Origin of the sequence: Microbacterium sp. A94 (assembly GCF_051842855.1) — a bacterium.
GTDB lineage: Bacteria > Actinomycetota > Actinomycetes > Actinomycetales > Microbacteriaceae > Microbacterium.
In genome coordinates this window covers 131,697-152,490 of record NZ_JBPXMU010000002.1, presented here as the reverse complement: position 1 = coordinate 152,490, position 20,794 = coordinate 131,697, and the positions used below count along the sequence as shown (strand labels likewise).

General features: G+C 63.8%; 20 protein-coding genes. 16 read left to right on the top strand and 4 right to left on the bottom strand.

The window, feature by feature from the left end; all coding sequences use genetic code 11:
• Genes ACSU1L_RS06635 through ACSU1L_RS06615 form a run of 5 tightly spaced genes read left to right on the top strand, consistent with a single transcriptional unit; the run spans position 1 to position 5,446 of the window.
• A complete protein-coding gene (locus tag ACSU1L_RS06635) occupies positions 1-1,503 on the top strand; it encodes a CoA-acylating methylmalonate-semialdehyde dehydrogenase (protein WP_439255162.1) in 1,503 nt (500 codons plus the stop codon).
• A gap of 2 nt (positions 1,504-1,505) precedes the next feature.
• Positions 1,506-2,672 carry an acyl-CoA dehydrogenase family protein gene (locus tag ACSU1L_RS06630; protein WP_439255161.1) on the top strand — a complete coding sequence of 389 codons (1,167 nt, stop codon included), beginning with the start codon at positions 1,506-1,508 and terminating at the stop codon, positions 2,670-2,672.
• Positions 2,669-3,730 carry an enoyl-CoA hydratase/isomerase family protein gene (locus ACSU1L_RS06625; protein WP_439255160.1) on the top strand — a complete coding sequence of 354 codons (1,062 nt, stop codon included), beginning with the start codon at positions 2,669-2,671 and terminating at the stop codon, positions 3,728-3,730. Before ACSU1L_RS06630 ends, ACSU1L_RS06625 begins: the two co-directional genes overlap by 4 nt.
• 12 nt (positions 3,731-3,742) lie before the next feature.
• The gene (gene mmsB / locus ACSU1L_RS06620) at positions 3,743-4,657 is read left to right on the top strand and encodes a 3-hydroxyisobutyrate dehydrogenase (RefSeq protein WP_439255159.1); all 915 of its coding nucleotides are present in this window, start codon (positions 3,743-3,745) and stop codon (positions 4,655-4,657) included.
• A gap of 12 nt (positions 4,658-4,669) precedes the next feature.
• Positions 4,670-5,446, top strand: coding sequence for an enoyl-CoA hydratase (locus ACSU1L_RS06615; RefSeq protein ID WP_439255158.1), 777 nt, complete (start codon positions 4,670-4,672; stop codon positions 5,444-5,446).
• Positions 5,447-5,457: 11 nt separating this feature from the next.
• Here the strand turns inward: ACSU1L_RS06615 and ACSU1L_RS06610 are convergent, their stop codons facing one another.
• Positions 5,458-5,991 carry a MarR family winged helix-turn-helix transcriptional regulator gene (locus ACSU1L_RS06610; RefSeq protein ID WP_439255157.1) on the bottom strand — a complete coding sequence of 178 codons (534 nt, stop codon included), beginning with the start codon at positions 5,989-5,991 and terminating at the stop codon, positions 5,458-5,460.
• Between the two features lie 159 nt (positions 5,992-6,150).
• Here ACSU1L_RS06610 and ACSU1L_RS06605 point away from each other — a divergent pair, with 159 nt between their 5' ends.
• The 6 genes from ACSU1L_RS06605 to ACSU1L_RS06580 all read left to right on the top strand — a co-directional run bounded on the left by ACSU1L_RS06605 (position 6,151) and on the right by ACSU1L_RS06580 (position 11,628).
• Positions 6,151-6,516 carry a VOC family protein gene (locus ACSU1L_RS06605; protein WP_439255156.1) on the top strand — a complete coding sequence of 122 codons (366 nt, stop codon included), beginning with the start codon at positions 6,151-6,153 and terminating at the stop codon, positions 6,514-6,516.
• A gap of 102 nt (positions 6,517-6,618) precedes the next feature.
• Positions 6,619-7,119, top strand: coding sequence for a PaaI family thioesterase (locus ACSU1L_RS06600; protein ID WP_439255155.1), 501 nt, complete (start codon positions 6,619-6,621; stop codon positions 7,117-7,119).
• 81 nt (positions 7,120-7,200) lie between these two features.
• Positions 7,201-7,875, top strand: a complete 675-nt coding sequence (locus ACSU1L_RS06595; protein WP_439255154.1) for a GntR family transcriptional regulator — start codon at positions 7,201-7,203, stop codon at positions 7,873-7,875.
• The gene (locus ACSU1L_RS06590; protein ID WP_439255153.1) at positions 7,872-9,389 is read left to right on the top strand and encodes an MmgE/PrpD family protein; all 1,518 of its coding nucleotides are present in this window, start codon (positions 7,872-7,874) and stop codon (positions 9,387-9,389) included. Before ACSU1L_RS06595 ends, ACSU1L_RS06590 begins: the two co-directional genes overlap by 4 nt.
• A 142-nt stretch (positions 9,390-9,531) precedes the next feature.
• Positions 9,532-10,434, top strand: a complete 903-nt coding sequence (gene prpB, locus ACSU1L_RS06585) for a methylisocitrate lyase (RefSeq protein ID WP_438253963.1) — start codon at positions 9,532-9,534, stop codon at positions 10,432-10,434.
• A 3-nt stretch (positions 10,435-10,437) separates the two neighbouring features.
• A complete protein-coding gene (locus ACSU1L_RS06580; RefSeq protein WP_439255152.1) occupies positions 10,438-11,628 on the top strand; it encodes a bifunctional 2-methylcitrate synthase/citrate synthase in 1,191 nt (396 codons plus the stop codon).
• 101 nt (positions 11,629-11,729) lie between these two features.
• On the opposite strand, the gene ACSU1L_RS06575 is transcribed toward ACSU1L_RS06580, so the two are convergent.
• Positions 11,730-12,461, bottom strand: a complete 732-nt coding sequence (locus ACSU1L_RS06575) for a 3-oxoacyl-ACP reductase family protein (protein ID WP_439255151.1) — start codon at positions 12,459-12,461, stop codon at positions 11,730-11,732.
• A 34-nt stretch (positions 12,462-12,495) separates the two neighbouring features.
• Positions 12,496-13,275, bottom strand: a complete 780-nt coding sequence (locus tag ACSU1L_RS06570; RefSeq protein WP_439255150.1) for an SDR family NAD(P)-dependent oxidoreductase — start codon at positions 13,273-13,275, stop codon at positions 12,496-12,498.
• Between the two features lie 109 nt (positions 13,276-13,384).
• Here ACSU1L_RS06570 and ACSU1L_RS06565 point away from each other — a divergent pair, with 109 nt between their 5' ends.
• Genes ACSU1L_RS06565 through ACSU1L_RS06545 form a run of 5 tightly spaced genes read left to right on the top strand, consistent with a single transcriptional unit; the run spans position 13,385 to position 19,096 of the window.
• Positions 13,385-14,446: a CaiB/BaiF CoA transferase family protein gene (locus ACSU1L_RS06565; protein WP_439255149.1), complete on the top strand. Its 1,062-nt coding sequence runs from the start codon at positions 13,385-13,387 to the stop codon at positions 14,444-14,446.
• A gap of 14 nt (positions 14,447-14,460) precedes the next feature.
• Entirely contained in the window at positions 14,461-15,636 is a 1,176-nt protein-coding gene (locus ACSU1L_RS06560) for a thiolase family protein (protein ID WP_439255148.1), read from the top strand.
• A gap of 7 nt (positions 15,637-15,643) precedes the next feature.
• Positions 15,644-16,609 (top strand): zinc-binding dehydrogenase, encoded by a 966-nt coding sequence (locus ACSU1L_RS06555; protein WP_439255147.1) that lies wholly within the window; start codon positions 15,644-15,646, stop codon positions 16,607-16,609.
• Positions 16,610-16,655: 46 nt separating this feature from the next.
• The gene (locus tag ACSU1L_RS06550) at positions 16,656-17,819 is read left to right on the top strand and encodes an acyl-CoA dehydrogenase family protein (RefSeq protein WP_439255146.1); all 1,164 of its coding nucleotides are present in this window, start codon (positions 16,656-16,658) and stop codon (positions 17,817-17,819) included.
• A gap of 20 nt (positions 17,820-17,839) precedes the next feature.
• Positions 17,840-19,096, top strand: a complete 1,257-nt coding sequence (locus ACSU1L_RS06545; RefSeq protein WP_439255145.1) for an MFS transporter — start codon at positions 17,840-17,842, stop codon at positions 19,094-19,096.
• Positions 19,097-19,141: 45 nt separating this feature from the next.
• On the opposite strand, the gene ACSU1L_RS06540 is transcribed toward ACSU1L_RS06545, so the two are convergent.
• On the bottom strand, positions 19,142-20,776 hold the full coding sequence (locus ACSU1L_RS06540; protein WP_439255144.1) for a class I adenylate-forming enzyme family protein: 1,635 nt from the start codon (positions 20,774-20,776) through the stop codon (positions 19,142-19,144).
• Positions 20,777-20,794: the final 18 nt, after the last annotated feature.

The following is a 20,794-nucleotide window of genomic DNA, read 5'->3' as shown; positions in this document are numbered from 1 at the left end:
ATGACTCGTGAACTCACTCACTTCATCGGTGGCAAGCATGTCGCTGGCACGTCCGGACGTTTCGCGAACGTCTTCGACCCCAGCACGGGCGAGGTGCAGGCGCGTGTGCCCCTCGCAACGACAGAAGAGGTCGAAGCCGCGATCGCGAACGCCGAAGAGGCGCAGGTCGCCTGGGGTGCTACCAACCCGCAGAAGCGCGCCCGTGTGCTGATGAAGTTCATCGAGCTGATCAATGCTGACGCCCCCGAGCTCGCGAAGACCCTAAGTCGTGAGCATGGCAAGACGTACGCCGACTCCCTCGGCGACATCCAGCGCGGTGTCGAGGTCATCGAGTTCGCCGTGGGTGCTCCGCACCTGCTGAAGGGTGAGTACTCGACCGGCGCAGGGGCCGGTATCGACGTCTACTCGATGCGCCAGCCTCTTGGGGTCGTCGCTGGCATCACCCCGTTCAATTTCCCGGCGATGATCCCGCTGTGGAAGATGGGCCCGGCGCTCGCCGCCGGTAACTCTTTCATCCTCAAGCCCAGCGAGCGTGACCCCTCGGTGCCGCTGCGCATCGCGGAACTGTTCCTCGAAGCGGGCCTCCCTGCCGGTGTGCTGAACGTCGTCAATGGCGACAAGGAATCGGTTGACGCGCTGCTGCATGATGACCGCATCAAGGCGGTCGGCTTCGTCGGCTCAACACCGATCGCGCAGTACATCTACGAGACGGCAGCGCAGAACGGCAAGCGCGCGCAGTGCTTCGGTGGCGCGAAGAACCACATGATCGTGATGCCGGATGCTGACCTCGATCAGGTCGCGGATGCTCTCATTGGCGCAGGCTACGGCTCGGCCGGTGAGCGCTGCATGGCGATTTCGGTTGCCGTTCCGGTCGGGAAGGAGACGGCGGACGCGCTCTCGGCCAAGCTCGCCGAACGCGTCAAGGCGCTGAAAATCGGCCCCGCTCTCGCCGAGGGCGTCGACTACGGTCCTCTCATCACCGCCGATGCGCTGAAGCGCGTCGAGGGTTACATCCAGACCGGTATCGACGAGGGTGCGACGCTCCTCGCCGACGGCCGTGGTTACACGGTCGAAGGCTACGAGAACGGTTTCTACCTCGGCCCGACGCTGTTCGACAACGTCACCACCGATATGAAGGTGTACAAGGAAGAGGTCTTCGGTCCGGTGCTGTTCATCGCCCGTGCCGACGACTATGAGCAGGCGCTTGCCATGGCTTCGGACAACGAGTTCGGTAATGGGGTGTCGATCTTCACCCGTGACGGCGACGCCGCCCGAGATTTCAGTGCGCGCGTGAACGTCGGAATGGTCGGTGTGAACGTGCCGATTCCGGTGCCGATCGCGTACCACACCTTCGGTGGCTGGAAGAAGTCCGGCTTCGGCGACCTCAACCAGCACGGTCCGGACTCGTTCCGTTTCTACACGAAGACCAAGACAGTGACCAGTCGGTGGCTGTCACACGATCTCAAGGAAGGCGCGAGCTTCGTCATCCCGACGATGCACTGATCATGGATGCGACGCTGACCACAGAAGAGCGCGCAGCGCTCGTCGACGCGGTACGCGACTTTGCGTCCGCGCGCCTGGCGCCGAACGCGGCCGAATGGGACGCTGAGAAGCACTTCCCGACCAATACGCTGCAGGAGGCTGGCGAACTTGGGCTCGGGGGCATCTACGTCCGCGAGGACGTCGGGGGCTCCGGGCTGTCACGCCTCGACGCCGTGGCGATCTTCGAAGAGCTCGCCAAGGGCGACACGACGATCGCCGCGTACATCTCCATCCACAACATGGTCGCCTGGATGATTGACGAGTTCGGCAATCAACAGCAGCGCGAACGCTGGCTCCCCGGCCTGGTCGCCATGACCGACCTCGGCAGCTATTGCCTCACCGAGCCCGGCGCAGGATCGGATGCTGCCGCCATCACGACTTCGGCACGACTCGAGGGCGACGACTATGTGCTCAACGGCACGAAGCAGTTCATCTCGGGAGCGGGCTCGTCAGCTGTCTACCTGGTGATGGCACGCACGGGCGACCCTTCGACAGGCTCCGGAGGCGGCGCCAAGGGCATCAGCGCGATCCTCGTCCCCGCCGATGCTCCCGGGCTCAGCTTCGGGCCGAACGAGAAGAAGATGGGCTGGAACGCGCAGCCCACCCGTCAGGTCATCTTCGAGGATGTCCGGGTGCCCGTCGGCAACCGGCTCAGCGACGAAGGCGCGGGCTTCGGAATAGCGATGAAGGGTCTCAACGGCGGACGCGTGAACATGGGTGCCTGCTCGCTCGGTGGCGCCCAGTGGACGCTCGACCGGGCCGCTGCCTATGTGCAGGAGCGCGAAGCATTCGGCGCACCCTTGGCCGCGAATCAGTCGATCGTCTTTACCCTCGCCGACATGGAGACCGATCTGCAGGCGGCCCGCGCTCTGCTGCAGCGCGCGGCGACGAAGATGGACGACAAGTCGGCGGATGTGGCATCCGCCTGCGCCCTTGCAAAGCGCTTCGCTACGGATGCCGGTTTCCGAGTCGCGAACGAAGCACTCCAGTTGCACGGCGGATACGGATACCTTCACGAGTACGGCATCGAACGGGTCGTGCGCGACCTGCGCGTACACCAGATCTTGGAGGGCACGAACGAGATCATGAAGCTCATCGTCGGCCGCGAACTGTTGGCGGGTGCCCGATGACTGCGGACGCTGTCGAGGCCGAAGTTCTGCTCGAACAGCGTGGTCGGCTCGGCCTGATCACGCTTAACCGCCCCCGCGCGATCAACGCCCTCAACCACGACATGGTGCGCGCGATGCGCGATGCTCTGACGCAGTGGGCCGACGACGACACGGTGGAAACGGTCGCCATCACGGGGGCGGGGGAGCGCGGGCTGTGCGCCGGCGGAGACATCGTCAGCCTCTACCAGGATGCGGTGTCTGGTGACGGCGCCGCGTCGGCGCAGTTCTGGTTTGACGAGTACCACCTCAACGCGCAGATCGCCCGCTACGCGAAGCCGATCGTCGCGATCCAGGACGGCATCGTTCTCGGCGGGGGGATCGGCATCTCGGCGCACGCATCGCACCGCGTCGTCACCGAGCGAAGCAAGCTCGGCCTGCCGGAGGTCGGCATCGGATTCGTTCCCGATGTCGGCGCCACCTGGCTGCTGTCTCACGCTCCCGGTCAGCTCGGCACGTTCGTCGCGCTCACCGCTGGATCGGTGGGCGCTGCGGATGCGATCGCGATCGGACTCAGCGACACGTTCGTGCCGTCCGACAGCATCCCGAAACTTCTTCGCGCGCTGGAGAGCATTGATGCTGGTGAGGCGATCATGCTACTCGCAGCGGATGCCGGTGAGCCGCCGTTGCTTGCCGCACGCGGCTGGATCGACGATGCGTTTTCGGCGGCAAGCGTTGCCGAGATCATCGGCCGACTGCGCACCGCAGGCGATGCGGACGCCGACAAAGCCGCCGACGCGATGATGGGGAAATCTCCCGCCGCCCTCGCGATCACCCTGGAGTCGCTGCGCCGTGCCGAGAGCTTCGCCAGCCTGGAACAGGCCCTGAATCAGGAGTACCGCGTGTCGCGTCGTGCGCATGCGGCGCCGGACTTCGCTGAGGGTGTGCGCGCACAGGTGATCGACAAGGATCGCAACCCCCAGTGGCAGCCGTTGGCAGAACAGGGTACCCCGGAGATCGACTCATACTTCCAACCACTTGACGATCATGAACTCGGGCTGGCTGCGGCCGGCGTTCACTGAAGGAGAGCACCCATGTCAGACATCGCATTCCTCGGGCTCGGCCACATGGGCGGCCCCATGGCCGCCAACCTCGTGAAGGCCGGGCACCGAGTCTTCGGCTTCGATCCGATGCCCGCAGCGCTTGATGTTGCGCGCGGAAACGGCATCGAGATCGCCGCAGACGCGAACTCTGCCGTTGCCGAAGCAGACATCGTCATCACCATGCTGCCCAGCGGACGCCACGTGATCGCTGCGTACCAGGGCGATGAGAGCACGCTCGGCCTGCTCGCTTCGGCGAAGCCGGGGACACTGTTTCTGGACTGTTCCACGATCGCGGTGGACGAGGCGCGGCAGGCGCACGACATTGCGCTGGCTGCCGGTCACCGTGCGGCAGATGCTCCGGTTTCGGGCGGCGTCGTCGGCGCCGAGAACGGCACATTGGCGTTCATGGTCGGGGCAAGCGAGGAGGACTTCGCTGCGGCTCAGCCGATCCTCGAGGTCATGGGTGGGCGGATCGTGCACTGCGGCGGTTCCGGACTCGGTCAGGCCGCGAAGGTCTGCAACAACATGATCCTCGGCATCTCGCAGATCGCCGTCGCCGAGGCGTTCGTCCTCGGCGAGCGGCTCGGGCTCAGCCACCAGGCGCTGTTCGACGTCGCATCCAACGCGTCTGGGCAGTGCTGGGCGCTGACCACGAACTGTCCAGTTCCTGGACCGGTTCCGACGAGTCCGGCGAATAAGGACTACCAACCTGGATTCGCCGGTGCGCTCATGTCGAAAGATCTGGGGCTTGCCGAATCCGCAATCGACCTCACCGGCGTCGACGCACAGCTCGGCCGCCACGCACGCGAGATATACAAGGCGTTCGCGGACGGCGATGGAGCCAATCAAGATTTCTCTGGAATCATCAACACCATCCGTGCCCAGAGCGCGGCGACCGACGTCTGAGTGGAGCAATACATGTCCGACTACGAATCTGTCATCGTTGAAACCAAAGGCCGAGTCGGCTGGATCACGCTGAATCGTCCCGAAGCGCTGAACGCGCTGAACTCCACTCTCATTCGTGAGATCGTCACTGCGGGGAAGGCGTTCGACGCGGACCCCGAAATCGGCGCCATTGTCATCACCGGGTCGGCGAAGGCGTTCGCTGCTGGCGCGGATATCAAGGAGATGGCTGACCAAGGGTACATCGACATGTACCTGAATGATCCGTTCGCCAGCTGGGATGACTTCGGCCGCCTTCGCACTCCGGTAATCGCTGCCGTCGCCGGCTTCGCGCTCGGTGGGGGATGTGAACTGGCGATGATGGCTGACATCATCCTTGCGGCCGACACTGCGAAGTTCGGTCAACCCGAGATCAATCTGGGTGTGATCCCTGGTATCGGAGGCACACAGCGTCTGCCACGCGCGATCGGCAAATACAAGGCTGCCGAGCTCGTCTTGACCGGGCGACTTATGGGTGCTGAGGAAGCAGAGCGGGCCGGACTCGTCTCACGGATCGTCCCCGCGGATGATCTTTTGGCTGAAGCTGGCAAGGTCGCCGCGACAATCGCATCGAAGTCGCTTCCGGTCGTGTACGCGGCGAAGAGCGCGTTGCAGGCGGCGCAGGAGACCTCGTTGACCGAAGGTCTCCGGTTCGAGAAGCAGGCGTTCGCCGCGACCTTCGCGTTGGATGACCAGACCGAAGGCATGGCAGCATTCCGTGACAAGCGCGCTCCGGAATTCACCAATCGCTGATCACATTCCACCTAAAGCGGTTCGGGTTGAGGTGTCGGATCGGCGAAGTCGCCAGCCTGCTTACGGAAACGCGCCAATAACCGGACGAGCTCGGTAGTGTCCTCGTCCGAGAGGCCCGGGTCCACGAACACCTCATTGAGTGAGACAGTGGCGCGCTCGATCAGATCGCGTCCCGGGGGAGTGAGTGATACGAGCGCAGCGCGGCCGTCCTCGGGATGAGGTTCACGCTTCACCAAACCATCCCGAACGAGCCGATTCACTGTGTTGGTGACGCTTGTCGGGTGCACCTGTAAACGTGAGATCACGCTGGCCAACGGCATCCGGCCTTCGCGCGTGAAAGCGAGCAGTCTCAACATCTCAAAGCGCGCGAAAGACAGTTCGAACGGCTTCAGAGTTCTTTCGATGCGACCGAGCAAAAGCTGCTGCGTCCGCATGACCGATGTCACGGCAGACATTCCCGTGGCCGCATTTCCCCAACCGTGGGCGGTCCACTGACGTTTCGCCTCAGCGATCGGGTCGACCGGGAGCGGCTTTCTTCTGTTCACGGACGGCCTCCTACTCAGGCGACAACACTACCGGGAGGGCCGCAATCCTCTCGTGCCGCCCCTCCCAAATACCCCTTGAACTCGTCGGCCAGCGGGATGAGACTGGCCGCACCGGTGTCCGATCGGGCCCGGAAACATGTCGTCAGAGAGGACAGGGAAATGGCCCACGGAGACATCACGCACATCGACATCCCGGTGACCGATATGGCCCGGGCGCAGGCGTTCTACTCGGGGCTGTTCGGGTGGAAGATCGCCGAGATACCCGGGTTCGAGGGTTACCCGATGTGGCAAGCGCCTAATCAGATCAGCGGGGGAGGGTTGGCGCCGCGCAGTGCGGATTTCGATCAGCCGCGCTCCTATGTCGAAGTCGATTCGATCGATGAGACCGTCGCCGGGGCCGTCGAAGCCGGCGCGACCATCGCGATGGAGAAGCAGCCGATCAGCGAGACGAGCTGGTGGGCCGTCATCGTCGATCCTGACGGCAACTCGATTGGTCTGTATGAAGGGGTGACTGACGCCGGCTGAGCTCGCGGATGCTCGGACGCACTCGGTCCACGCAGCAGGGGCTGCGTTTCTCGGCTAGCGTCGAGAAACGCAGTCAACGGTGCGCGAATCGAGGAGCAATACATGGCCGAGCACGAGACCGTGGTCCGCTGGCAGGACACGGATGCCGGGATGGCGGCGCTGCCGCAACTCGATGGAATCGAGTACCTGCGCCGGATGCAGCGAGGCGAGCTCCCCGGTGCTCCGATCGCTGCGCACATCGCCATGGAACTGCAAGAAGTGGATGTCGGCACCGTGACGTTCATTGCACGCCCGGACGAGTCGCACTACAACCCGATCGGCGCCGTGCACGGCGGGTTCGTCTGCACACTGCTTGACTCAGCGCTCGGATGCGCCGCGCACACACTGCTGCCCGCGGGGACCGGTTACACCTCGATCGAGATCAAGGTGAACTATCTGCGCCCGGTCATGAAGGGGAGTGGTCCGCTGACCTGTGTTGGCCGGGTCACGAAGCCCGGCAGGCGGGTGAGCTTCGCGGAGGGCGAAGTCGTCGACGCGCAGGGGCGTGTGGTGGCGACGGCGTCCGGATCGTTGCTCGTGTTTCCGCTGGAGGCGACGGGGTAGCCTGCGGGCATCTGTATACGTTCCGCAGGGAGTGAATGCCCAAACGGGCCTTTCTTTGCCATTTGTGTATACACTAGCCATGTGAGCACCACAGTCGAGCGAACCCGGGCAAGCGATCGCGCCTATGCGACGCTGCTGGAGGAGATCCAATCTGGCGAGCTTGCGCCCGGCACTGTTTTGGCAGAAGTCGAGCAGGCTGCTCGCCTCGGCGTCAGCCGCACTCCGCTGCGCGAAGCCCTGCAACAGCTGAGCGCCGCCGGCCTCGTCGAGCAGCAATCTCCGCGTGTGACCGTTGTCACCGGGATCGATGCCGACGACATTCGTGCACTGTTCGAGATCCGTCGTGCGCTGGAAGAGTCCGCTGCTCGCCTGGCCGCCGTGCGCGGGGATGCGGCGCTCTTCGCCGCCCTGGCATCCGAGTTCGCCGAAGCTGGGGCATCCCTTGACATCGAGGCCGGCCGCGACAACTACTACGCGCTCATCGCGCGTTTCGATCGCGCCGTTGATGCGGCCGTCGACAACGGATACATTGCTGCGGCCCTGCGCACCGTCCGCACGCACCTCGTGCGCGTGCGCCGGCTGTCGCGCGACAATCCGACCAGACTCATCGCCTCGGTGTCCGAGCACCGCCTCATCGCCGAGGCACTCGCCGAGCGCGATGGCGATCTCGCCGCGCACGCGACGCACGTGCATCTGCGAAACGCTCTCACCAGCATCTTGGAATCCCTCCCCTCCGACAGTGAAGGACAGTCATGACCGTCAACCACCACGTCCGCGTTTACAAGAGTGAAGAAGACCTGCCGCGCGAAGGGCAGCTCGCCTGGAAGATCGCCGAGGTCGCGACCGACGCCGTTGAGGTCGACGCGGATGTCGTCGACATGATCATCAACCGGATCATCGACAACGCCTCGGTTGCTGCGGCATCCCTCACGCGCGCTCCGATCAAGTCTGCTCGCGACCAGGCTTTCAGCCACCCGGCATCCACCGGTGGAAACGGCGCGACCGTATTCGGTGCCCCGCTCGAGCGTCGTACGAGCCCCGAGTGGGCAGCCTGGGCGAACGGCGTGGCCGTGCGTGAGCTTGACTATCACGACACGTTCCTTGCCGCGGACTATTCACACCCCGGCGACAACATCCCGCCGATCCTTGCCGTCGCGCAGCACGTCGGCAGTGACGGCCGCGCGCTGGTGCGCGGATTGGCCACGGGCTACGAGATCCAGGTCGACCTGGTGAAGGCGATCTGCCTGCACAAGCACAAGATCGACCACGTTGCCCACCTCGGCCCCTCGGCCGCGGCCGGTATCGGCACGCTGCTCGGCCTCGACGCGGCCACGATTTACCAGGCGGTCAGCCAGGCGCTGCACACCACCACCGCCACGCGCCAGAGCCGCAAGGGCGAGATCTCGACGTGGAAGGCGCACGCTCCGGCGTTCGCCGGCAAGATGGCCGTCGAGGCAGTCGATCGTGCGATGCGCGGGCAGACGAGCCCGTCACCGATCTACGAGGGCGAAGACGGCGTCATCGCCTGGATGCTGGACGGCCCGGATGCCGCATACGAGGTGCCGCTGCCCGCCGCTGGCGAGGCCAAACGCGCGATCCTCGACACGTACACGAAGGAGCACTCCGCCGAGTACCAGGCGCAGGCCTGGATCGACCTGGCGCGCAAGCTGCACAATGACGGCATCGACACCGCTGCGATTGAATCTGTGGTTCTGCACACCAGCCACCACACCCACTATGTGATCGGCTCCGGGGCGAACGACCCGCAGAAGTACGACCCGACCGCATCGCGCGAAACACTCGACCACTCGATTCCGTACATCTTCACGGTCGCGCTGCAGGATGGCTCGTGGCATCACGTCGACTCCTATGCTCCTGAGCGTGCCGGCCGTGCCGACACCGTGGAGCTGTGGAACAAGGTCACCACGCTCGAAGATGCCGAGTGGACCCGTCGCTACCACTCGAACGACATCAGCGAAAAGGCCTTCGGCGGGCGTGTGGAGATCACTCTCAAGGATGGCTCGAAGGTGATCGAGGAGATCGCTGTGGCTGATGCTCACCCGCTGGGTGCGCGGCCGTTCGTGCGCGAGAACTACATCGCGAAGTTCCGTCTGCTGGCTTCTCCTGTTCTGGAAGAGGCCGAGATCGAGCGGTTCCTCGAGCTCGTTCAGCGCCTGCCTGAGCTGACCGCGGCAGAGGTCGCAGAGCTCTCGATCATCGCGAAGCCGGGTGTCGTGGAGGACGAGCCGACGACCACGGGGCTGTTCTGATGCGTAGTCTCTCGCCTGCCCCGCGCACAACTCCTGAAAAATTTGGCGCCGGCGCGCGTGCGCCGCGTTTTTCCGGGGGCGCCCCCGGGGGTGCCGGCAACTTCTCAGGAGTTGTGCGCGCCGAAACGGAAGGAGTTCGCTGATGCTGTACTCCCACACCACTCCGGCGGAGAAGCGGCGGCTGTTCCGCGAGCGGCTCGCTTCCGGTGAGCTGCTGCGCTTCCCCGGTGCGTTCAACCCGCTTTCGGCGCGGCTCATCGAGCAGAAGGGCTTCGAGGGTGTCTATATCTCGGGCGCTGTGCTCTCCGCCGACCTGGGACTGCCCGACATCGGGCTGACGACACTCACCGAGGTTGCCGGGCGCGGCAAGCAGATCGCGCGGATGACCGATCTTCCGGCGATCATCGATGCCGACACTGGTTTCGGCGAGCCAATGAACGTGGCTCGTACGATCCAGGAACTTGAGGATGCAGGCCTTGCCGGCGCCCACATCGAGGACCAGATCAATCCCAAGCGGTGTGGCCACCTCGATGGCAAGGCCGTGGTCGACTCCGATACGGCGGTCAAGCGCATCCGGGCCGCTGTCGATGCGCGACGGGACGAGAACTTCCTGATCATGGCGCGCACCGATATCGCCGCGGTCGATGGTCTGGAGGCGGCGAAAGACCGCGCCAAGGCGCTGGTGGATGCCGGTGCCGACGCGATTTTCCCCGAGGCGATGCGGTCGCTGGAGGAGTTCGCGGCGATCCGCGCTGCGGTTGATGTGCCGATCCTGGCGAACATGACAGAGTTCGGGAAGTCCGACTTGTTCAGCGTCGACGAGCTGCGTGATGTCGGTGTGAACATCGTCATTTGGCCGGTGTCGATGCTGCGCATCGCGATGGGCGCGACCGGCCGTGCACTCGATACGCTTCTGGACGAGGGGCACCTGACCTCGAAGCTCGGCGAGATGCAGCACCGCGCCGATCTCTACGACCTGATCGACTACGAGTCGTACAATCACTTCGACTCGGGCGTCTTCAACTTCACCATCACGAAGGAGTGAACAATGGCTGACAACGACATCAAGAAGGGCCTCGCCGGGGTCGTCGCGGATGAGACGGCGATCAGTAAGGTCAATCCCGAGACGAACAGTCTGCTGTATCGGGGATACCCGGTGCAGGAGTTGGCGGCTACGCAGTCGTTTGAGGCGGTCGCGTACCTCCTCTGGCATGGTGAGCTGCCCACGGCATCCGAGTTGGCAGATTTCCGCGCCACCGAGCGCGCGAATCGTGCGCTTTCTCCCGCGGTGAAAGAAGCGATCGACCGTCTGCCGATCGACTCGCACCCGATGGACGAGGTGCGCACCGCGGTCAGCGTGATCGGCGCGATCGAGACGGCTGGGATCAGCAACGTGCTGGATGCCGTCGGCACCCCGGAGGAGAACCTTGAACGGAGTCTTAAGCTGTTCGCCGCGCTGCCGGCGATCGTGTCGTACGGCCAGCGTCGTCGTCGTGGGCTGGATGCTGTCGAGTCTCGTGACGACCTTGATTACGCGGCGAACTTCCTGTGGCTGACCTTCGGTGAAGAGGCAGCTCCTGTCGTCGTCGACGCGTTCAACCGCTCGATGATCCTGTACGCGGAGCACTCCTTCAACGCCTCCACGTTCACGGCGCGGGTGATCACTTCGACGCTGAGCGATCTGTACTCGGCTGTGGTCGGTGCGATCGGTGCGCTGAAGGGGCCGTTGCACGGTGGTGCCAACGAAGCCGTGATGCACATCTTCGATGAGATCGGATCTGCTTCGGAGGTCTCGGGTTGGCTGGACACCGCACTCGCTGAGAAGCGCAAGATCATGGGCTTCGGCCACCGCGTGTACAAGCGTGGCGACTCGCGCGTGCCGACGATGAAGGCGGCGCTCGACACGTTGGTCGCGCACTACGACCGCCCGGATGTTGCCGAGCTGTACGACAAGCTCGAGAGCGAGTTCGTCTCGCGTAAGGGCATTTACCCGAACCTCGATTACCCGTCTGGTCCGGCGTACAACCTCATCGGCTACGACACTCTGACCTTCACGCCGCTGTTCATCGCGGCGCGTATCACCGGTTGGACGGCGCACATTCTCGAGCAGCAGGCCTCGAACGCGCTGATCCGCCCACTGTCGGCGTACAACGGCCCGGGCGAGCGGCACATTGACGAGTACGAGCCGGACACCGCGGCGCTCGAGGTGCAGGAACGGGCTGAGGAAGCGGCGGGCTGATGAGTAGTTCACAGAACGGGGACTGAGGCCTCTGCCCAATGCGTTTCGCGAGAGCCGTCGTGAAGTGAGAGGTGGTGGCTGTCACTGACACACTCTGAAGATCACATCGAGATACCTCCATCTACTGGGAGAACGGCACCGGTGATGAAGCCCGACTCCTCAGCGGCTAGGAATTCGATCGCTCCAGCGATCTCAGCGGGAGCCGCGAACCGTGCGATCGGTCCCGTTAGTTCGGGAATACGCTCCTCGGGAATCGAAGCGGTCATTCGAGTCGCCGCCTGAGGTGAAATCGCGTTGACGGTGATCCCGAAGCCGGCGAGCTCCTTGGCTGCGGTCTTGGTGAATCCGATGATTCCAGCCTTCGCCGTCGCGTAGTTGGCCTGACCGAGGTTGCCGTGCAAGCCCGTGAACGAGGTGACGTTGATGATGCGGCCGTAGCCCTGGGCCCGCATCGTCGGAACGACGGCGCGACTGAAGCGGAATGTGCCACCGGCATGGACGGCCAGAACGGACTCCCAATCCTCGTCAGTGAGCTTCCACAGCATACGGTCGCGGAGGATGCCGGCATTGTTGATGAGAATGTCCACGCGACCGGTATGCTCGAGTGCCGTCTGGATGACGCGCTCGGCATCGTCGGTTCGACTGACATCGGCCTGTACGGCGATTCCGCCGACGTCCGTGGCTGCTTCGGTGAGCACGTCTGCGTCGAAGTCGGCCATGACGACATCAGCGCCGGCCAGCGCGAATGCGCGGCTAACCTCTAAGCCGATTCCTCGCGCGGCGCCGGTGACGATGACGGTGCGTCCGCTGAAGTTGAACGTGAGGTTTGCCATGGTGTGCCTTTCGATCGTGATGGTCGTAATGGGCTCAAGCGGCTGACCAGCCGCCGTCGCTGGGGAGGACGACGCCGTTGATATTGGCGCCCTCATCGCTCAGGAGGAACGTGATCGGAGTGGCGAGCACGTCTGCGTCCACACCCAAAGGGATGATCGGGTACGAGGCGCGGACGCGCTGTCTGCCCAGCTCTGATCCCCACGTGGTCTGGATGTTCGTACGCACGGGGCCGGGCGCGACTGCATTCACTCGGATGCCGCTGGGGCCATACATGTAGGCGCTACTGACAGTGAGACCGATCACTGCATGTTTGGAAGCGGTGTACGCGACACCCGCTGCCGATCCTCGCAGAGACGCTTCCGATGCCACATTCACCACCGACCCTCTGCCTTGTTCGACCATGCGCGGGATGACCGCACGCATCAGCATCATCGGTGCGTCCACATTCACAGCGAAGACACGTTCCCACACGGCATCCGATACCTCGCCGACCGGGGTCATGTCGTCCATGACTCCAGCGACATTCGCGAGTGCGTCGATCCGATCGCCTGCGGCGCTGACCACGCGAGCGATCTCGGCGGCATCTGTGATGTCGGCGGCAACGGTGATCAGATCGCCGCCAGCGGCTTCTGCGACAAGGTCGGACAGGCGTTCCGCGGCGATGTCGACGGCGACCACGCGGCCGCCTTCCTGGGCAATGCGCAGTGCTGTCGCCCGACCTATTCCGGAACCGGCGCCGGTGACGATCACAGTCTGATCCGTGAAGCGGGCTAATTTGATGAACGGGTCTTGAGAGCGGGGACGATCGGACATGCCATCTCCTCTTTTGGCGGGACGACGATGTCCTGCCGGGGTTGATCCGTAATAAATCTACCGTATGATCGGTAGAAGATTCTCGCAATGAACATCAGGAGGTCAACGGATGACCCTCGTTAGTTGGCGTCCTCTCGACGGCGTCACCGTCGTGGATTTCACGCGCATGGCGCCCGGTGGGACGGGGACCCTGCTCTTGGCGGACCTGGGCGCAACCGTCCACAAGATCGAACACCCGACCGGTGGAGACGACACACGTCATCTCAAGCCGAAGGTCGGCGCAGATTCGTCAGCACAGCACCAGTACATGGACCGCGGCAAGCACTCGGTGCGCGCGGATCTCAAGCAGCAAGCGGATCTCGCCCTGGTGCGATCGCTCGTTGCAGACGCGGATGCCGTAATCGAGAGCTTCCGCCCCGGAGTGGCAGCGCGCCTCGGCATCGGCTTCCGTGACCTCGCCGCGATCAACCCCTCGCTGGTCTACGTGTCTTTGTCGGGCTACGGACAGAGCGGTCCGCGCGCTGCGACGGCCGGGCATGACCTCAACTTCGTTGGATACGCGGGCCTATTAGGCGAGACCGTCCCGCGAGTCTTGCAAGCGGATGTGACCGGCGGAATCCTCGCCGCTCTGGCGATCGTCTCTGGTGTCGCACGCGCACGCCAGGACGGAACGCCCGCACATGTCGATCTTTCACTCGCCGATGCCGCCCTCGCGCTCGGCGGCATGCAGGTGGTGGAGGCGCTCGCCGCACGCTCCCTCGACGTCGAAGTGGAGACCCCTCTCGACGGCCAGTCGCCTTGTTATCAGATCTACCGTTGCGCAGATGGTCGTTCATTGGCCGTCGCTGCGATCGAGCCGAAGTTCTGGCAGCGGACCGTCCAGTTGCTGGGCCGCGAAGAATGGCTGGTGCGACAGCATGACCCCACGCTGATCTCAGAGTTTGGCGCTGTCATCGCCACCGAACCGCAGGCGCACTGGGTGGAAATCCTGGTGGAAGACGACACGTGTGTGAGCCCCGTGCTCGACCCGCAGGATGTGAGCTCTGATTCCCACATCCTCGAGCGCGGTGCGCTATGCGAATACGACTCTGTGGCCGGGCCTCTCTGGCAAGTCGCATCGCCGTTTCGAAATCTCGCCACGATCCCGGCCGCTGTCGGCCATCCAAACTGACTGAAGGAGTCCCCATGCGTGAAGCTGTCATCGTTGAAGCAGTCCGCACCCCTGTTGGGCGCAAGAACGGCCCGCTCTCGCGGGTTCATCCGGTCGATCTGGCCGCAGCCACTCTCACTGCGCTCGCCGAGCGCTCTGGCATCGATCCGAGCCTGGTAGACGATGTCATTTGGGGCTGTGTTAGTCAGGTCGGCGAACAGTCGATGAACGTCGGCCGTTATGCGGTGCTCGCCGCTGGGTGGCCGGAGAGCGTCCCCGCAACTACCGTCGACCGCCAGTGCGGTTCCTCGCAGCAGACGGTGATGTTCGCAGCGGCCGGTGTCATGGCCGGCCACTACGACATTGTGGTCGCCGGAGGCGTTGAGTCGATGAGTCGTGTGCCGATGTTCTCTTCCGTCGCGAACGGGCCTGGAGATCCCGCCACCGCTGTCGGAATCACCGACCGCTACGGGGACACGCTTGTGCCCCAGGGCGTGGGCGCGGAGATGATCGCCGAGCAGTGGAACCTCAGTCGTGAGGACCTCGATGCGATCGCCGTGCGATCGCATCAGCGTGCGGCTGCCGCCATCGCCGACGGTCGTCACGAGGGGCACATCATCCCGATCACCGTTCCTGCCGATGACGAGCACGAGGAAGAGGTCTTTTCCGTGGACTCGGGGATTCGTCCCGGCACGACGATGGAGATCCTCGCGGGGCTGTCGGCTCCGTTCCGAGAGAACGGTCGCATCACCGCAGGCAACGCCTCTCAAATCTCCGACGGTGCTGCTGCCCTGCTCATCATGACTCCCGAGAAAGCAGAAGAGCTGGGGCTGACGCCCATTGTCAAGATCATCCACTCTGCCGTTGTCGGTGTTGACCCCATCACCATGCTGACCGGACCGATTCCTGCGACCCGCAAGGTGCTCGAGCGTTCGGGGATTCCGCTTTCGGAGATCGGCGCATTCGAGGTCAACGAGGCATTCTCGTCCGTCCTCGGAGCGTGGCAGAAGGAGATCGAACCGGATCCCGATCTCGTCAACCCCAACGGAGGCGCGATCGCCATCGGCCACCCACTGGGCGGTTCGGGTGCGCGGATCATGGCAGACCTCGTCCACCACATGCGGCGCAATGAAATCACCTACGGCCTGCAGACGATCTGTGAAGGCGGCGGCATGGCCAACGCCACGATCTTTGAACTGTGGAAGGCATGAAGAGATGATGAAACGTGCTGTCGCGACCAAGATCTCGACTGACCCCGCATCCGTTATCTCGGTCATTGATTCCCCGATTCCCGAACCCACGCCCGGATTCGTGCTCGTCAACGTGCGAGCCGCGTCACTCAACCAGCATGACCTCTGGTCGATCAAGGGAGTCGGCACGACCGCCGAGCAGTTTCCTCTGGGCATCGGTTCCGACGTCGCCGGTGTGACCGAAGAGGGGCGCGAGGTCATCGTGCACTCGCTGGTAAGTCCTGCGCCTTCCGGCCCGGGCGGTGAGCTGCTCGATCCGCGTCGGAGCATGTTCGCCGAGGCCAGCACCGGTGGCGCAGCGGAATGGGTGCTTGTTCCCGAACGAAACCTCATCGATAAGCCGGCCGAGCTCGATTTTGTCTCAGCCGCCGCACTGCCCACCGCGTGGCTGACGGCATACCGCATGCTGTTCAACGCAGGGAGTGTGCGCCCCGGCGATACTCTCCTGGTGCAGGGGGCGGGTGGAGGAGTCGCCACGGCGCTGATCTCGCTTGCTGCGGCAGCTGGCATCCGTGTCTGGGTTACGGGACGTAATGAGGAACGCTTGGCACGTGCCCGCGAACTGGGTGCACACGCGACATTCGAATCTGGAACACGCCTACCCGAGCGGGTGGACGTCGTGCTGGAGACGGTGGGCGAGGCGACGTTCGAACACTCGCTCCGTTCGGTGCGGCCAGGTGGACGAGTCGTCGTCGCCGGCGCGACGACGGGCAACCGTGTGAACGTTGACCTCAACCGGATCTTTCTGAATCATGTGTCCATCGTCGGGACATCGCTGGGTGAGATCGAAGACCTCCGTGCTCTGGTCCGCTTCGTCACCCACGCCGGTATCCACCCGCTTATCGATTCGACATTCGCGCTCGACGATGCTGCGGCAGCTGTCGCCCGCTTGGCCGACGGCGAAGCGATCGGAAAAGTCGTCATCACACCCTGACCCCTCATGGACCGGGCTGACAACACAATCAAGAAGGAGTAAAGCAGTGGATTTTAACCTCACCGAGGAGCAAGAAGACTTCCGCGGATTCGTGCGCGAGTGGGTCGACAAGGAAGCTCCCAAGTCAGCCGCGCTGGAATGGGAAAAGAACGAGCATGAGTTCCCGTTCGAGCTGTGGGACAAATTCAGTGCAGCAGGATTTCACGGGATCGGTATCCCGGAGGAATACGGCGGCCAGGGCGGCGACATCGTCACGCAAATGATTCTCGCTCGTGAGCTGTCGCGTAACCTCGCCGGTCTTACCTGGGTCTGGGGCATCACTTCCTTCGCCGGCGGTAAATCGGTGGGCCTGTATGGCTCGGAGGAGCAGAAGCAGAAGTACATCCCGCGGATCTGCTCGGGCGAGGATAAGTGGGCGATCGGATTCACTGAGCCCGGCGGCGGCACCGACGTGCTCGGGGCGATGCGCACGGTCGCCAAGAAGGTCGATGGCGGTTGGGTGATCAACGGACAAAAGACGTGGAGTTCCATGTCGCACGTCGCCGATTACATCCTGTTGCTCGCCCGTACCGACGAGAACGTCGAGAAGCGCCATCAGGGGCTGACACTATTCATTCTGCCCACGAAGTCTGACGGGATCACCATTCGTGAGATCCCGAAGCTAGGAATGCGTTCGCTGGGCTCATGCGATGTCTTCCTCGACGATGTATTCGTTCCCGATGAGAACGTGCTGGGAGAGCCGAACAACGCCTGGCGTCAGGTAATCCCCACGCTGAACAACGAACGAGTCATGCTCGCGTCGTTCTGTGTTGGCATCCTCGACGGCGTACTCGAGGACGCCCTGCGCTACATGAACGAGCGCGAGGCGTTCGGCGGCAAGATCGGTCGGTTCCAGGCTCTGCAGCACCACGTGGCCAACATTGCCATGTGGCGCGATCAGTCCGAGCTCATGGTGCTCAAGGCGGCGTGGCTGCAGTCGCGTGGCGAACCTGCCGGGCAGGCGTCAAACATGGCGAAGGTGGTCGCGTCAGAACTCGCGGGGCAGGGTGCAGACCTCGGCCTGCAGATCCTCGGCGGGATGGGGTATTCGGCGGAGACCAACATGCAGCGGTACTGGCGTGACGTGCGCCTCTTCCGCATCGGTCCGATCACGAACGAGATGGCACGCAACACGATCGCAGAAGGCCTCGGCCTGCCTCGATCCTTCTAAATCGAGCACAGAGCACCGCCATGAGCCCCGGCAGCAGAGGTACCCTCCTGGCCGCTACTGCGGCATTTCTGGGCATCCTGTTCGTCGGGCTCTCTCTGCGTACGGTGATCACTTCCATCTCCCCGCTGTTGGAGGTGATTTCGGCGGAGGTGCCGCTGGATGGGCTCACACTGGGCATCATTGCAGCGGCACCGACGTTGGCGTACGCGACGAGCGGGGTGATCACCCCGCTCATCGGGCGCCGTGTCGGGCTTGAGCGAACCATCATGCTCGTTCTCCTTGTCATGATCGCCGGGCACGCGGTGCGTGCGGTGTCTGTAGAGCCGGCAGGTCTTCTGATCGCAACCGTGGTGACGCTGTTTGCATCAGGAGTCGGCAATGTGCTGGTCCCCCCGCTCATCAAACGACACTTTCCGGAACGGATTGGCGTCGTCACAGCGGTCTACGTGGCAAGCCTCGCAATCAGCAGCGCTGTTCCCGCACTGGTGGCCGTTCCGCTGGCCGAGCTCATCGGCTGGCGTGCTTCATTGGGGGTGTGGTGCGTAGCAACGGTCGTCGCGCTGCTGCCGTGGATCATCGAAGCCCGCGTCTCGCGGACTCGACGTGATGCGGGGGACGCATTCGCGGAGCCGGGTCTAGCGCGGGGTGGTGGCTCCGTGCATCCCGGGCGGATCGCCTCGAGTTGGATCGCCTGGTCCCTGGTTGGGCTGTTCGCGATGTGCTCGTTCGGCGGGTTTGCGATGCTCGCGTGGATGCCGACGATCCTCGTCGAGACAGCAGGACTCGATCCGGCGGCTGCTGGCTCGCTGTTGTCTCTGTTCGCCGTCTGCGGGTTCCCGATTGCCATCCTCGTGCCGCCGATCGTTGACCGGATAGCTGCTGCCATCATTCCCATTATCGTGATCGGAATGCTCAGTTTCGTGATCGGGTACTCCGGGCTCCTCCTTGCTCCGAGTGCAGCACCGGTGTTGTGGGTGCTTGCCCTCGGCGTGGGCTCGTTGCCCTACCCGCTCGCATTCACCCTCATTGGGCTGCGCACGCGGTCGGCGGCGGTGGCACTGCGGTTGAGCGGGTTCGTTCAGGCGGTTGGTTACGTCCTCGCCGCAATTGGACCCTTCACCGTGGGGATCCTCTACGAACTCACGGGAACGTGGTCGCTGCCGCTGGCCTTCCTCATGGTTGCGGTGCTGTTGGCGGTTCCTGCGGTCTTCGTTCTGGGCCGACCAGGGTTCGTCGAGGACGAAATCGTCGCGCGAACGGGTCGGCTTGGCCGTTGAAGCGGATGTCGACTGGGGCGGGTAGACCCGCTCAGCCCCGCCCGCTCACGACAGGTACTGCTCCTTGAGCTTGAACTTCTGAATTTTGGTGCCCGCGTTCATCGGCCATTCGGTCACGATGTGCACCTCGCGGGGCACCTTGAATTTCGCTAAACCCTTGGCGGCAAAATCGATGATCTCCTGCGGATCGACGTCATGGCCTGGGCGCAACTCGACGAACGCCACGGGAACCTCGTCGTATTTGTTGTCGGGCTTGCCGACGGCGGCGGCGACGGCGACAGCCGGGTGGGACATCAGATATGCCTCGATCTCGATGCAGGCGACATTCTCGCCACCGACCTTGAGCATGTCCTTGACTCGACCCAAGAAAGTCAGGTAGCCGCGCTCATCGACGCTGCCGCTGTCGCCGGAGTTTAGCCAGCCTTCATCATCGAAGGCCTCAGCGGTCTTCTCCGCGTCGTTGTGATAGTTCGTGAAGAGGTTGAATCCGCGGAACCAGAGTTCACCGCCGATGCCAGGGCCGACAGGCTCGCCGGTCTCGAGATCCCGCACCTGCATCTCGACGCCGTCGAGGGGGAAGCCGGCAGTGGAGCGCTCTTCAGCGGAATCATCAAGGCGCCCCATCACTGCGATGCCACCCAACTCGGTGGAGCCGTAGCAGCTGATCTGCTTCGTCCCGTTCGGGAACTGCTCGGCGTACTTGCGCAGCAGTTCCGCGGGGCCGACGGTGAGAACTGCGCGGACCTTCGAGAACGCCGCCTCCACATCGTCAGCGTTGTTCAGGAGCGGCTGGGTCAATGCCGGGTACGCGGGGAAGAGTACAGTGGCGCCCTCGTTGCGGATGAGATCCAGCGCTCGCTCGGGATCGAAGTAGACCATCGATATATACGTCGCGCCGGCGTCAAGGACTCCGGTCATCGGCGCCTGTGAGCTGACGTGGAAGAACGGCAGCGCGTTCCAGAGCTTGTCTTCCGGCGTGAGGCCGAACCGCTCCCGACCGACCTGATAGCCGGTTGCGACGATCGAGCGGTGGGGGAGTCGGCATCCCTTCGGGTTGGCTGTCGTTCCGGACGTGTAAAGCATCATGTAGGTGGACTCGGGATCGGTCTCGAGTGCAGCGTCGAGCACGGTCTCGGCGGGGACACTCGCCGCGTGGGCGAGGAAGCTCTCGGCTGTGCCGAAGCCGGTTGCCTCACTAACGCCGAAGAGATAAGCACCCAGAAGAGCAGGAGCTTCCGGAGTCGTGCCGGCGACGCCCATGCCGGCGTCGGCCAGACCCGGAAGCGCCTCATGGAAACGCTCCACCAGGTCGACATGCTCACGGGCGATATCGTTGATGAGCAGTACGCGCACACCCGAGTCCTGGATGACATAGGCAGACTCTCGAGGAGCCAGACGTGTGTTCATCGGCACGGCAACAGCCCCTGCCAGCGTGCTGCCGAAGAGCGCATGGATCAGATCGATGGAGTTGTGCATGGCGACGCCCACGTGATCGCCGGGGCGGATGCCGAGGCCGACGAGCGCGCGTGCGAACTCCAGCGAGCGGTCGAAAAGCTCCTGGTAGGTTTCGTGAATGATATCGCTGCCGGTGTCGAAGACGAAGGCATCTCGATCGGCAAACTTCTCCACGCCCCGGAACAGGAGCGCGGGAACCGTGTTGTGATGTCTAGGGGTGTGCACGGTCTCTACGACTCCTTA

Excerpts from the sequence above, each read along its gene's own strand:
- ACSU1L_RS06575 (WP_439255151.1), bottom strand. The coding sequence starts at position 12,461 with ATGGCAAACCTCACGTTCAACTTCAGCGGACGCACCGTCATCGTCACC.
- ACSU1L_RS06560 (WP_439255148.1), top strand. The coding sequence starts at position 14,461 with ATGCGTGAAGCTGTCATCGTTGAAGCAGTCCGCACCCCTGTTGGGCGC.
- ACSU1L_RS06605 (WP_439255156.1), top strand. The coding sequence starts at position 6,151 with ATGGCCCACGGAGACATCACGCACATCGACATCCCGGTGACCGATATG.
- ACSU1L_RS06555 (WP_439255147.1), top strand. The coding sequence starts at position 15,644 with ATGAAACGTGCTGTCGCGACCAAGATCTCGACTGACCCCGCATCCGTT.
- ACSU1L_RS06590 (WP_439255153.1), top strand. The coding sequence starts at position 7,872 with ATGACCGTCAACCACCACGTCCGCGTTTACAAGAGTGAAGAAGACCTG.
- ACSU1L_RS06630 (WP_439255161.1), top strand. The coding sequence starts at position 1,506 with ATGGATGCGACGCTGACCACAGAAGAGCGCGCAGCGCTCGTCGACGCG.
- ACSU1L_RS06625 (WP_439255160.1), top strand. The coding sequence starts at position 2,669 with ATGACTGCGGACGCTGTCGAGGCCGAAGTTCTGCTCGAACAGCGTGGT.
- ACSU1L_RS06570 (WP_439255150.1), bottom strand. The coding sequence starts at position 13,275 with ATGTCCGATCGTCCCCGCTCTCAAGACCCGTTCATCAAATTAGCCCGC.
- mmsB (WP_439255159.1), top strand. The coding sequence starts at position 3,743 with ATGTCAGACATCGCATTCCTCGGGCTCGGCCACATGGGCGGCCCCATG.
- prpB (WP_438253963.1), top strand. The coding sequence starts at position 9,532 with ATGCTGTACTCCCACACCACTCCGGCGGAGAAGCGGCGGCTGTTCCGC.
- ACSU1L_RS06600 (WP_439255155.1), top strand. The coding sequence starts at position 6,619 with ATGGCCGAGCACGAGACCGTGGTCCGCTGGCAGGACACGGATGCCGGG.
- ACSU1L_RS06545 (WP_439255145.1), top strand. The coding sequence starts at position 17,840 with ATGAGCCCCGGCAGCAGAGGTACCCTCCTGGCCGCTACTGCGGCATTT.
- ACSU1L_RS06635 (WP_439255162.1), top strand. The coding sequence starts at position 1 with ATGACTCGTGAACTCACTCACTTCATCGGTGGCAAGCATGTCGCTGGC.
- ACSU1L_RS06565 (WP_439255149.1), top strand. The coding sequence starts at position 13,385 with ATGACCCTCGTTAGTTGGCGTCCTCTCGACGGCGTCACCGTCGTGGAT.
- ACSU1L_RS06615 (WP_439255158.1), top strand. The coding sequence starts at position 4,670 with ATGTCCGACTACGAATCTGTCATCGTTGAAACCAAAGGCCGAGTCGGC.
- ACSU1L_RS06580 (WP_439255152.1), top strand. The coding sequence starts at position 10,438 with ATGGCTGACAACGACATCAAGAAGGGCCTCGCCGGGGTCGTCGCGGAT.